The 12297-nt window shown below is 50.0% G+C and carries 10 protein-coding genes; 7 read left to right on the top strand and 3 right to left on the bottom strand.

All coding sequences use genetic code 11. The features are described from left to right. Nucleotides 1–289 (top strand): branched-chain amino acid aminotransferase (locus tag ACN0YN_RS00005; protein ID WP_417382912.1); only part of this gene is annotated, 289 nt, incomplete at its 5' end. 102 nt (nt 290–391) lie between these two features. Here ACN0YN_RS00005 and ACN0YN_RS00010 read toward each other — a convergent pair. Beyond that, on the bottom strand, nt 392–1411 hold the full coding sequence (locus tag ACN0YN_RS00010) for a Gfo/Idh/MocA family protein (protein ID WP_417382913.1): 1020 nt from the start codon (nt 1409–1411) through the stop codon (nt 392–394). A 353-nt stretch (nt 1412–1764) separates the two neighbouring features. On the opposite strand from ACN0YN_RS00010, the gene ACN0YN_RS00015 reads away from it, so the two are divergent. Next, on the top strand, nt 1765–2619 hold the full coding sequence (locus ACN0YN_RS00015; protein WP_417382914.1) for a hypothetical protein: 855 nt from the start codon (nt 1765–1767) through the stop codon (nt 2617–2619). A 58-nt stretch (nt 2620–2677) separates the two neighbouring features. Here ACN0YN_RS00015 and ettA read toward each other — a convergent pair whose 3' ends face one another. Together ettA and ACN0YN_RS00025 are read right to left on the bottom strand one after the other, a co-directional pair. Then, nucleotides 2678–4351: an energy-dependent translational throttle protein EttA gene (gene ettA, locus ACN0YN_RS00020; protein WP_417382915.1), complete on the bottom strand. Its 1674-nt coding sequence runs from the start codon at nt 4349–4351 to the stop codon at nt 2678–2680. 186 nt (nt 4352–4537) lie between these two features. After that, nucleotides 4538–6664 carry a DUF2079 domain-containing protein gene (locus ACN0YN_RS00025; RefSeq protein WP_417382916.1) on the bottom strand — a complete coding sequence of 709 codons (2127 nt, stop codon included), beginning with the start codon at nt 6662–6664 and terminating at the stop codon, nt 4538–4540. Between the two features lie 202 nt (nt 6665–6866). Here ACN0YN_RS00025 and ACN0YN_RS00030 point away from each other — a divergent pair, with 202 nt between their 5' ends. The 5 genes from ACN0YN_RS00030 to ACN0YN_RS00050 all read left to right on the top strand — a co-directional run bounded on the left by ACN0YN_RS00030 (nt 6867) and on the right by ACN0YN_RS00050 (nt 12285). Continuing rightward, entirely contained in the window at nt 6867–7529 is a 663-nt protein-coding gene (locus tag ACN0YN_RS00030; RefSeq protein ID WP_417382917.1) for a nucleoside 2-deoxyribosyltransferase, read from the top strand. Between the two features lie 38 nt (nt 7530–7567). Then, nucleotides 7568–8899 (top strand): HD domain-containing protein, encoded by a 1332-nt coding sequence (locus ACN0YN_RS00035; RefSeq protein ID WP_417382918.1) that lies wholly within the window; start codon nt 7568–7570, stop codon nt 8897–8899. 105 nt (nt 8900–9004) lie between these two features. After that, nucleotides 9005–10237, top strand: coding sequence for a formylglycine-generating enzyme family protein (locus tag ACN0YN_RS00040; RefSeq protein ID WP_417382919.1), 1233 nt, complete (start codon nt 9005–9007; stop codon nt 10235–10237). Nucleotides 10238–10472: 235 nt separating this feature from the next. Then, complete coding sequence (locus ACN0YN_RS00045; RefSeq protein ID WP_417382920.1) at nt 10473–10928, top strand: MarR family winged helix-turn-helix transcriptional regulator; 456 nt, start codon at nt 10473–10475, stop codon at nt 10926–10928. A 61-nt stretch (nt 10929–10989) separates the two neighbouring features. Next, a complete protein-coding gene (locus tag ACN0YN_RS00050; RefSeq protein ID WP_417382921.1) occupies nt 10990–12285 on the top strand; it encodes an efflux RND transporter periplasmic adaptor subunit in 1296 nt (431 codons plus the stop codon). Nucleotides 12286–12297 lie beyond the last annotated feature (12 nt).

Consider the following 12297-nt stretch of genomic DNA (forward strand, 5'->3'; position numbering starts at 1 on the left):
CGAGGCTGGCTTTATTGTCTCGTCCGAGCTAGTCCTGATTTCCACCATCGCCGTGCTGGCCATGATTGTCGGGCTGAGTGAAGTCGCCCATGGCGTCAACCAGGAACTGGAAGACGTGGGCAGTGCCTTCGGACGGATTAACCAGAGCTTCTATGTTGCGGGAGCTCATGGCCATAAAGCCTGTGTGGACGGCAGCAGTTTCCATGACCAGGCGGACTTCTGCGATGGCGAGAACGATATCGTCTGCGACCGTTCTCCACGCAATGAAGGTAACGGCTACTACTATTAAGATGTAATAAGAGTTTCCGAGACGGAAGCAGGCTTGCATCGAGGCGGAGGTCTCCACCTCAGGCACTCTCATCGAACCGGTGAGAGTGCTTTTTTTATGCGCTTATTTGGGAAAGAAATCGGCCAGGTTTACAACGGTTTCCGTGCGTGCAGAATAGTCCAGGGCATTCAATACACGTTGTGTGTTGATTCCCAGATCAGGCCATTGCTGTTCCAGGTGGCCTGAGCGAATAATATTACAGAAATGATTGATCATGCAGGTTTCCTGCAATGGATTTTCTGTTTCATACTTCGTGGAATTCCCCAGAGAGTCAACGACTTGAAATTGTGGTTTGGTATTTTCCCAGGGACGCGTGAAATCGTTGCAGACCAGAGATGCTTTCGTTCCTGCCAGTTCGAACCATTTGCGCATACTGACATCAAATCCACAGTCAAAGGAAGCGATGCGATCTTTGCTGAACCACATGATTCCGGAAAAGTTGTAGTCCACATCGTTATAGGGGCGTGCTGTTCCAAAAACTTTTTGTGGAAGTTCATTGAAAGCCCACAGGCTGGCTCCGATGCAATACCAACCCAGGTCACCAAGAGAGCCACCCCCGAGGTTTCGCTGTAATCGAAGATCGTTTTCCGGGACAGTGTCCCAACAGAAAGTAAACGAGGAAGTCAGGCGACGATGTTCTCCGAGCGCATCACTGCGGATCAGTTCCAGCATTTTTTTCGCACGCGGATGGTGATACCACATGACCCCATCCATGAGTTGTACTTCATTCTCCAGACAAACACGTCGCATTTCACGTGCCTGGTTCACATTCAATGCCAGTGGTTTTTCACAGAGCACGTGTTTGCCGGCTTTTGCGGCACGGACTGTCCATTCGCCATGAAGTGAAGGGGGAAGTGGAATATAGACGGCGTCAATTTCGGGATCATGCAGCAGTACTTCATAACTGCCTACACTGCGTTTTACCTGATGTTTTTTGGCCCAGGCGGATGCTTTATCAGGATCGCGGCTTGCGACACAGGTTAATTCTGCATTTTCAGCTTGATGAATGGCAACGCTGATTTTCTCTGCAATACGAGCTGTACCCAGGATTCCCCAGCGTACAGTTCGGTTTGAGTCTCTCATGAGATGTGTTCCAAAGCGGTATGAAATAAGATTTATGAAAAAAAATTTGAAATCTTCAAACCAAATCGTTATTGTTGAGAGAGCGAGCAGCCTGTCTTTTGATTATTCAATTCTTATTTTCATCTAATATCTGCTCAATATCACAGACTTTTCAAGTTCTGTAAAGTGATCGTCGTTCAGTTCATCTGCCAGTTTTTAAGTCGCGCTCACATCACTATTCAAATTCATCGCGCTTGTCGAGGTAATCACTTTTCTTGTGTGCATGCCTTGAACATATGCGTTCTAAAAATGCGTTCGCATTGAACACTATTATCAGAACACCTGCTGTGTAATCTGGTAGACAGGAGTTGAAAATGGTCAAACGAATACAATTGCCAGTCGTTTTGGGAATCGTGTTGTTGCTGTGCAGCACATCCATCGCACCCGTCAATGGCACACCCCAAAAAGGGCCCATGACAACACTGAGTCTTCAGCCGGATGCACCTCAGGTGGAACTGTTTGAGGGAATCGAAAAACAGCAACTGGGGGCCCGCGTATATCCCATGAGTGCTTACAGTTCCTCCGTCTTTATTTCCAATCTGACGACGGAGCCTCTCACGGTGAAAGTTCCTGCTGCCGTTTCTTCGGTACACATTCTGGCACAGGCAGGACCCAATCCAGGTCTGTTGCAGCCGTTGCAGGGGGGGCAGACACAGGTGGGTGACAGCCAGGCTGTGGGAGGTAATCTGAATCCTGTCGGAAACAATCAGAACTTTGATTTCAATGGGTTGTTTACAATTCCACCCGAAAAAACGGTGAAATTAAAACTCAGCTCTGTTTGTCTCGAACATGGCAAACCCTGCCCCTCCAGTTTAAAAACTTACGAGCTGCGGCCCATTGAATCTCAGGTGAAGGATAAAGCACTCGTGATGGTACTGCAGAAGTACAATCCGAAACATGACGATCTCGAAATGGTACAGGCAATTGCCTGGCATCTGAGCAGTCATCTGAGCTGGCAGGAACTCGCCAGCAAAAAGAAACATCAGACTGTGGGTGGTGGTGTTTCCTACTTCACTCCCGCGCAGTTGATTGCAGCGAAAAAAGTAGTAGAGCTTGCCAGGATTGAATCCCATAAACTGGCAGCACAGGAAACGAATTCATTTTCGGATTCCAATGCGGATGCAGAAGCGCGTCCTGTATTGAGCCGGGTTCGTCAGGAAAGACGATAAAAAAACAGGGGACTTTAGAAAGTCCCCTGTCTGATTTCAATTCTGGTCAGTTTTAGATTCAGCGAGACAGTGGTTTGAACTGCAGTCGATGTGGAGAGTCTGCGTCTTTGCCCAGTTCTTCATGTCGCTTCGCTTCGTACATTTTGTAGTTACCTTCAAACCAGCGAACCTGGCTGTCTCCTTCGAAAGCGATGATGTGTGTCGCCAGTCGATCCAGGAACCAGCGGTCGTGGCTGACGACCAGGGCACAACCCGTATAATGTTCAAGGCCTTCTTCCAGTGACCGCAGTGTATCGACATCAAGATCGTTGGTCGGTTCGTCCAGTAACAGCAGGTTTCCGCCAGATCGCAGAAGTTTGGCCATGTGAACCCGGTTGCGTTCCCCGCCGGACAACTCACCTACCAGTTTCTGCTGGTCAGGACCTTTGAAGTTAAAACGACCTACATAGGTACGAGCATGAATGCTCGATTTTCCTACTACCAGATGTTCGTGTCCTTGGGAAATTTCTTCGTAGACGGTTTTCTTCGGATTCAATGCGTCGCGGCTTTGGTCGACATACGACAGCTCAACAGTTTCCCCCAACTCCAGTGTCCCGCTGTCAGGTTTTTCCAGACCCATGATCATTTTAAACAGTGTGGTTTTACCGGCTCCGTTCGGACCGATCACTCCAACGATTCCACCGCGGGGTAATTCAAAACTGAAGTTCTCAAACAGCAGTTTGTCGCCAAAACCTTTGGTCAGATTTTCAGCGACGAGTACCCGGCTGCCCAGTGGTCGGGAAATCGGGATTTGAATATCTGAAGCGTCGTCCCGTTTTTCATATTCTTCTGCGGCGAGTTCTTCATAACGCTGCACACGGGCTTTGTTCTTGGAGGCCTGGGCCTTGGGGGACATGCGGACCCATTCCAGTTCCCGTTTGAGGAATTTCTGTCGTTTGGATTCCTGCTTTTCTTCGACAGCCAGACGGGCCTGTTTCTGTTCGAGCCACGAAGAATAATTGCCTTCAAAGGGGATGCCTCGTCCGCGTTCGAGTTCCAGAATCCAGCCGGCAACGTTATCCAGGAAGTAGCGATCGTGGGTGATTGCGACGACGGTACCCTGGAATGTATGCAGGTAGCGTTCCAGCCAGGCGACTGATTCCGCGTCCAGATGGTTGGTCGGTTCGTCCAGCAGCAGCAGATCCGGGTTCTGCAGCAGGATTTTACACATGGCGACACGGCGTTGTTCGCCACCAGATAAAGTGCCAATCACAGCGTCGCCGGGGGGAACCCGCATCGCATCCATGGCGATTTCGAGAGTCCGGTCCAGTTCCCAGAGATTGGCGGCATCGATCTGGTCCTGCAGTTTGGCCTGTTCTTCGATCAGCTTTTCCATCTCTTCGGGAGTGGGGTCTTCGCCAAACTTCATGTTGACTTCATTGTAACGATCCAGAATGGCCTGTGACTCTGCGACCGCTTCAGCAATACATTCTTCTACCGTTTGTTCCGCGTTTAAATCGGGTTCCTGTTTAAAGTAACCGATTTTGATCCCTTTGGCAGGACGGGCATCCCCTGAGAAGTTGGTATCTTCACCGGCCATAATTTTCAGCAGCGTACTTTTACCCGCGCCGTTGGTACCCAGAACACCGATTTTTGCTCCCGGGAAAAAGGAGAGCCAAATGTCTTTCAGAACCTCTTTCTGTTCAAAGACTTTGGTAACACCTTCCAGTTGCATAATGTATTGTTGTGCCATGACTTATTCTCTTGTCCTGCGGGACGGATACTCTGGAGTGAAGAATTTGTTGGAAACGCTTGTGTTCCACTTGCCGCATACCATAGCTGTACGGTCACGACAAGTCACTCGAAACGGGGGACTACTCTGGGAAATACTCAAAAAACCCGGTAAACGGCGCTGATTTTAGTCATCCTGAAGAGGAATTCAAGGGCGAACGGGGGGCTGCTCTGGTGGGGGAGCCGATTCCGGTTTTCGCATCAGTATGATGAAATAACCATTGGTCTGATCAGGGAGCAGTTCCCAGTGTTCGGGGTGGTCATGATATTCCGGAATCTGGTCGGGGGTTTTAATCTCGCTATAAGGGTGTTGTGTATCGATCACAATATAATCGGTGTCAGCGGGGACACCTGCCTGGTATTCATTCACCTTTCGCAGGTAGTTACTGTAATCATAGGAACGGTCAAAATGCGTAAACCGGGGATGAACAAAATCCGTAGAAGCCACGCGACTGTCCGGTGGAATCTGTGCCAGTACTTTGGGAAATTGTGCTGCGCGCTCGCCGGGGACGTAGAGCCGCTTCCAGTACCAGGTGGAACCGGAATCCCAGAATACCAGTCCCAACGGGCTCAAGCTGAAGAACAAGGCGGTTGCCAGCGATGAACTCCAGAGAAAGTGTATGGCAAAATTCTGTCCCGAGGCAGGGGAGATTTTGAACCGTGACGCGCGTCGTTCCAGCAATTTTGGAATATTACCCGTTGCGCAGGCAGCCGCCCAGCAGAGAACCGGAACGATGGGGGCATGGAAGTGGTGACGCGGATCATGCGCAATTTCATTCAGGCAGAGCAGACTGAAAAGAGGCAACGCAACCAGGATTCGACTGGGTGAGAGTAATGGCAGTAATCCCAGGGGGACAACTAATGCCAGGAAATAAATTAACGTATCCGGTCGAAACAGTTCCCCCAGCAGCATTCCCGGATTGAACAGAATGTTATTAATGACTTCACCCAGCGTGCTGCCAAATTTGCTGAAATAGCCGACATAGTGGACCTGTTCACCACTGCGAAACCACGGGATTGCGTATTTAACAACGAACAGCAGATACAGGACCGCGAAGACAGACACGCCAATTCCCGATCCAACGGTACGTAGAAAGCTCTGTTTTGACTCTTCCGGAAGTTGTTTTCTCTCACACCACTGCTGCCAGGCAATCCAGAGTCCCAGTGGTCCCAGGATGATGGCGAAATCTTCTTTCGCCGTTAATGACAAAAGAAGGAGGATCGCTGCTGTCTTCCAGCGTTTTAACTCAAGGGCTTCCAGCGCAAACAGTAGCACGGGAACCCCGAAGGAAATCGGTCGGAATGTTTTCAGATCGATGGCGATATCCAGAAACTGCAGGGGGAAATAGCAGAGGTAGGCGGCAACCATGGCTTTCCCTGCCGTGGTGGAACCACTGTGTCTGACCGTCATGCGATACAGGGGGATCGCTCCAGCAGCCAGCGCTACGGTTTCACACAATTCCATCGTCAAATGGGAAGGCCAGATTAAATAGACTGGCAGCAGGAACAGATGGATGAACTGAATGTGTTCTCCCCAGAACAGTCCCTGATCCAGATAACTGCGAAATCCCTTTCCATGTGAAAGATTCCAGAGATGTTCTTCGTACATGGCCGAGTCGCCGTGTGGAATCAGCAGACCTTTGTATAATTGCCAGTTCATCCAGGTGAAGATTAATGTGAAGCATCCCATCATCAGCCATGCGGTGAGCGGTACTTGGGTTCTGGGAGTGGTAACCAGATCTGGTTTCGGTTCCATAGACTGAAGAGGAAAGAGCATTCCCGCGAACGTTGCCAGCCAGCCAGCAATGCTGATCGCAAACCAGAATTGGGATGTCGCCAGCATGAGTGCTTCGACGCTGTCCCAGTTCAGAATGAAAAATGTAATCCGCAATATTTCCCACACGGCAGGCAGCAGCCACCAGCGAAATCCACGGATGCCCCAGTCTGTTAAAACTGTTGTGAAGGATTGACCATGGATTTTAGAGATCAGGAATGTACCTGCGATCCACAAACCACAGGCAGCGATCAATAGATAGAGCAGCAAAGGAAAAAAAGGGATGATGGCAGTCTGACTGACGGGGTCGATTATACCGGACCAGGCCTGAATCATCGACTGCCAGAGTGGAGCACTCACATACAGAGTTGCAATGTCCTGAGTTCCCAAAATCGTCTGTAATGCCAGAGTGATAGATCCACTGCCCAGGAGAATGCAGAGCAGCGCAAACGTAAGCTGTCGGCTGTCGATCGATGACTTGGGGGCAGGGGGCTGGTTCATTAATTTCGATCTGGATTCAGGTATGTATCAGGAAGTTTTGACAGGACAGGCAATTCCAATACCAGTTTTTTGGAGAAGCAGGCTGAAAAAAAACTGATTCAGGTGAAAAAAAACGGACTCTTGCTACAATACTTTGCACGACCCCTCATAATCAACATTCTAAATGGTTTTCATTCAGCAGGGAAGCATTACAGGTTAGACCATGAAACATTCTGATGAGCCGATTCGCGTTTACTGTGCAGGTCCGTTATTCAATCGCAGCGAACGTGAAGAAATGACGGCAATTGCCAACCAGTTAATGGAGTCTGGTTACACTGTTTATCTGCCTCACCGTGATGGCATGGAATTTCGCCTGATTCTGGATGTGCTGGTGGAACGCAACTGGGATGCACCGACGGCTGCCCAGTTTCTGCATGAAGCGATTTTTGCTCTCGATGTTTACCAGCTGGTCATTGAATGTGAAGCGATGGTCTGGAATCTGAATGGCCGCACGCCGGATGAAGGAGCTGTCTCCGAAGCAGCGATGGCCTGGGTACTGGGCAAGCCGTTGATCGCGTATCAGGATGACGTACGTTCGCTGATTCAAGGTCGAGTCAACCCTCTGCTGGTGGGTATGGTGGATTTTGAATCTGTCGACGAAATTGAACTCATTCCAGATACACTTTCTGCAGCAATCAAATCTCAGGGGGTTCCCTCATCGGTCTCGCTAGATCAGTTACCGCCTAAAGTTCAACGGGCTGTGAAAGCAGGTCAGGTTTTGTGGGAGGCACTCTGTTCTGAAGGTGCTCAGGAGAATAATGAGCTGATTGCCTCCGTTGTCGAAGAACTCTTTGCTCCCAATGATCCTTCTACAATTCTTGCCTGATCTGTAAATTCAAACGAGCGGAAAACTGTCAAAGCCTTATGAACCATCCTTATGTAGAGATCCCGGAGTTATCGAGTCTACAGTCAGGTAGTGGCCTGGTGCGAATTCCCTACCAGCAGGATGTGCCCTTTACAAAACGTGTGCGGGCGCTGGTCGATACGGCTGAATTTCGCAGACTGTCGCATATCACACAGTTGGGCTTTACTTCACTTGTCTATCCGGGAGCCACTCATACGCGATTCGAACACGCGTTGGGCGTGTATCAGAATGCGTTGCAGTATCTCTGGCAGTTAGGGAAAGATCCGCGTTTCACTGCTACCATTGACGTGCATACTGCAGAGGTCCTGATTGCGTCGGCTCTGCTGCATGATCTGGGGCACTGGCCTTTCTGTCATTTGATTGAGGATATGTCGCTGGAAGGGATTCCCCGGCATGAGGCATTCGCCAGAGAGTTTCTTGCAGACGGTCGAGAACTGGCAGAGATTCTCCGATCAGAGTGGGGTATAGAGCCAGTCGAAGTACTGGATATTCTGGTTCCCAGTTCTGACACTCCGGAAATGCGACTGGTCCGCTCGATTCTGTCCGGACCCATTGATATCGACAAGATGGATTACCTCGATCGGGACAGCCTGCATGCCGGTGTTCCCTATGGTCGTAATTTTGATAAAAACCGATTGATTCAGTCGTTAATGGTCAATGAAGCCGGCGATGGTCTGGCGATTGGCTCTAAAGGAAAGACGGCCGCAGAACTGATGGTGTTTGCGCGTTATGTCATGTTCAGCGAAGTCTACTGGCATCATGCCGTTCGTTCCGCCAGTACCATGTTTGCGCGGGCCTTCTATCATTTGTATCCGCATCTGGATCTTTCTACTTACTTTCAGCTGACGGAAGCTGACTCGGTTTCCGTGTTACGTACTCAGGCACGCGGTACGGAATGCGAGCGTCTGGTGGAAGGAATCTTCAGTACGAAGCGACTGTTGTATAAGCGAGTCGCGGAATTCAGTTTTTATGAATCATCCGAAGTTTACGAACTGATCGCGCATCGGCCTGTTTCATCACTGGTGCGCTGGAGTGAGAGTCTGGCAAAACGACTTTCTCAGAAATTTCAGCAACCGGTTGCCTCCACGGATATTCTGATTGATGCGCCACCCACGCATCGTGAAGTCGAGTTTAATGTGGAAATTTATTCCTCACGGGAGGCAAAATATCGACCGCTGCATGTGGTGTCTCCGGTTGTAGATACTCTGGCCCGAAAACAGTTTGATGATTTTGTGAAACGGGTTCGGGTTTTTGCCCATCCTGACATTGCCCGTCTTTGTATCGAGATGGATGATTTTCAAAGCATGTTAATTGAGTCAGTCACGGAATGATTCGATTGCGAAGAAAAAACGCTGTTTTTCGTAAACTTGCTGTGATAGACTTAGGGGTGTCAAAAGTATCGTCAGGCACTTTATTCGAAATGGCTGGTTTCCAACATGGTTCGAATTGATCAATGCAATAAAAAAGTCTGTGCTGGTGCTGTGGGATTATTCCTGTTGTTTCTCACAGGATGCGGGGGAGGCAGTGAACCGGTCAGGCAGCAGTCGCAACCGCTGCGCCAGGCTACCAAATCTTCTTCGAACATGCAGGCGCCAACTTTGAAGCCAGCCAGTGTGAAACCGACGCCGAAAAAAAATATCGGCAAAACTCAAACGGCACCGGTGGGAAATCCGGATGATCAGTTTGAAGTCGTGGATTACGTGCATAACTTTGAGATTCAGAAACCGGAACCAGCAGCTCACTCTAAAGATGAATTTGTCGCGATGTTACCAACGTCGCCTGGAGTGAATTCTTCCAGCTTTTCCATTGTCAAAGCAGCTACCCAGGCCGAGCCTAATCAACCAGACCCTTCGTTCAAACTGCCGGATGGTTTTACTGCAATGAAAGAGGCAGGCTATTCACAACAGGGGCTACCCAATCGAATCCGTTGTGATGGTGATTACAGTGAAATGGTGCTCGTTCCTGCGGGAGTGTCTTTACAGGGAGTTGCTGCCGGGGACGCGAATGCGAAGCCTCAGTTTTCTATTTACCAGGATGCCTTCTACATTGATGTGCATGAAGTGACGCTGGAGCAGTACCGTCGCTGGCGTTCTGAAATGATCGCCAAAAAAGGAAAAGTACCCGAACCTGCAGGTAATGATTCTCAGTCAGCAAATTTGCCGGCGATGGGAGTTTCCTACACGGATGCACTCAATTATTCAAGGGCGATGGGTAAACAGCTCCCACGAGAGACACAGTGGGAAAAAGCAGCCCGGGGAGAGTCAGGCTTTTCGTATCCGTGGGGGAGTGGCAGACCTCTCTGGCAGGTAAACCGTAAACCCGGTCAAATTGATCCGGTAGAAACGTTTCCCGGCGACAAGAGCCCCTATGGAGTTTATGACATGGCGGGTAATGCCCGTGAATGGTGTGATGACTGGTATTCAAAAAATGCATATCAGGCAGCTTTGGCTCTGTCTGACGCCGGCGTCGTGCGAGATTGGATGGGCCCGCGACGAGCCGTCGAACCCAGTCTGCGTGTCGTACGCGGAAATCAGAAATCCTGGGAAGTCTGGAAACGGACTGGTGAGAATATGAGAACGCCCCCAGCAGATGTCGGTTTCCGCTGCGTACTCAATCTCAAATCCGAGTCTGCAGATCCGGAAAAAGCAAAACCAGAGGGTGCTTTTTGAACCCTGGTCCCTGTTGCTTTTTTGCATCATTTTTGATTCAGGGCTGCCAGTACCGGCAAGAATCCGGAAAACGCCTTCGAAAATGGCTGGATCTCCCCAAACTGCTTAAATAAAAGCATCAAAGCGGGATGGATCGCGAAATCAGGTCTTGTCACAGGGGGGGCCTGATTAGTATAACAGGGCTAATGATTAGCCAGGCTAATGATCCCGGATTCTCAAATCAAAGGAGAAGCTGATGCTGCAATATGACTTCGAAGAAAGTATAGGTTACTGGATCACCATGACCTCTCACTTCTATCATGATGCGCTGAATCAGGAATTAATCCCATACGGGATTACCTTTCGTCAGTTTCAAGTCATTGGCTGGCTGGTTTATGAAGGCCCTCTCTCCCAGGTCGAACTGGCAGAACGGATGATGATCGAGCCTCCTACACTGGTTCGCATACTGGATCGAATGGAACGAGATGAATGGATCAAACGTGAGAATGATCCCGTTGATCGTCGTCGCAAGGTCGTCAATGTATTACCGGAAGCAAAGCCGGTCTGGTCAAAGATGGTGGCCTGTCTAAAACGCCTCAGGAAAAAAGCAACCGAAGGTATGACTCCCGAACAGGTACAGAATCTGAAGTCTCTACTGGCACAAGTACAGGAAAACCTGGGAGTCAATGTACCGGAACTTGAAAGTTCCTGAACCCCAAAACATTCTTGCTTCAGGCAGATTCAATAAACTTGATAAGACGTTGAGGAATCAAATGAGAATAGCAACCAGTCTTGCTGTAGTGATATGTGCAATGATCATGGCGGCCCAGCCACTTCCGGCACAACGGGGGCCTGCTCCTGTCGCTGTGGCAGAGATTGTTCAGAAGGATGTCGCTGCAGGACAGACCTTTGTTGGCACGGTCCATCCGATCAAACGGAGTGTGATCGGCAGTGCGGTCGGCGGACGTGTAGCGGAGTTTCCTGTCAATGAAGGAGATTACGTCAAAGCAAAACAGCCGCTGGCTCAACTGTTGACGAATACAATCAATCTGGAGGTGGAAGCAGAAAAAGCAGAGCTGAAACTGCGCCAACATGAGTTGGAAGAGATGGAGAACGGGTCGCGTCCAGATGAAATTAAACGTGCCAAAGCGCTGATGATGGCGGCCCGAGCGGAAAGTGAGTACCAGACCAAACGCCGCAAGCGACTGGAATCTCTCTACGCCCGCAAAGCAGTCAACGACGATGACATTCAGTCTGTCGTCTCTGAATCCATTCGTGCTGATGAATTGTATGAAGAAGCGCAGGCCGCTTATCAACTGGCCGTCGAAGGACCCCGAAAAGAGAAAATTGACCAGGCACGTGCCCGTGTTGCAATCCAGCAGGCACTCGTAGACGAACTCGAAAGTAAGGTGGTCAAACATACGATCATCTCGCCCTTCAATGGTTATGTCGTTGCCGAACACACTGAAGTCGGTCAGTGGGTCAATTCCGGAGAGCTGGTTGCTGAAGTTATCGCTTTGGATCAGGTGGATATCAGCGTGCAGGTACTCGAAAACCATATCCCTCACGTCCGCCTGGGGAGGGAAGTCAGAGTGGAAGTTCCTGCGATTCCTGATCAGGTCTTTACGGGCGAAGTAGTAATGATTGTTCCGCAGGCAGATGTCCGCGCCCGGACGTTTCCTGTGAAAGTTCGCGTCAAAAATACGATTACAAAGGATGGTCCCCTGTTGAAATCAGGAATGCTGGCCCGGGCAGTCCTGCCTACAGGATCGCCTCAGACTGCCTTGCTGGTTTCCAAGGATGCACTGGTGCTGGGAGGACCTTCTCCCATGATTTATGTGGTGGATCATGACAAAGGAGAACAGAAGCAGGGTAAAGCCCGTGCTGTACCGGTTCAGGTGGGGGTTGCCGAAGGGCGTTTGATCCAGGTGAAAGGAGATCTCAAGCCGGGACAACAGGTTGTTATCCGCGGGAATGAGCGTCTGCGCCCCGGACAGGATGTTGTTGTTTCGGAAGTTCTTTCTCCCGATGCGGAACCTAAGTCCAAAGCCGTTAACACCAAGGGTTAATGAGGAACCATC

The sequence above is a fragment of the Gimesia sp. genome, assembly GCF_048260065.1.
GTDB lineage: Bacteria > Planctomycetota > Planctomycetia > Planctomycetales > Planctomycetaceae > Gimesia.

Coding starts and splice junctions, on each gene's coding strand:
- ACN0YN_RS00030 (WP_417382917.1), top strand. CDS start 6,867: ATGAAACATTCTGATGAGCCGATTCGCGTTTACTGTGCAGGTCCGTTA.
- ACN0YN_RS00045 (WP_417382920.1), top strand. CDS start 10,473: ATGCTGCAATATGACTTCGAAGAAAGTATAGGTTACTGGATCACCATG.
- ACN0YN_RS00015 (WP_417382914.1), top strand. CDS start 1,765: ATGGTCAAACGAATACAATTGCCAGTCGTTTTGGGAATCGTGTTGTTG.
- ACN0YN_RS00025 (WP_417382916.1), bottom strand. CDS start 6,664: ATGAACCAGCCCCCTGCCCCCAAGTCATCGATCGACAGCCGACAGCTT.
- ACN0YN_RS00040 (WP_417382919.1), top strand. CDS start 9,005: ATGGTTCGAATTGATCAATGCAATAAAAAAGTCTGTGCTGGTGCTGTG.
- ettA (WP_417382915.1), bottom strand. CDS start 4,351: ATGGCACAACAATACATTATGCAACTGGAAGGTGTTACCAAAGTCTTT.
- ACN0YN_RS00010 (WP_417382913.1), bottom strand. CDS start 1,411: ATGAGAGACTCAAACCGAACTGTACGCTGGGGAATCCTGGGTACAGCT.
- ACN0YN_RS00035 (WP_417382918.1), top strand. CDS start 7,568: ATGAACCATCCTTATGTAGAGATCCCGGAGTTATCGAGTCTACAGTCA.
- ACN0YN_RS00050 (WP_417382921.1), top strand. CDS start 10,990: ATGAGAATAGCAACCAGTCTTGCTGTAGTGATATGTGCAATGATCATG.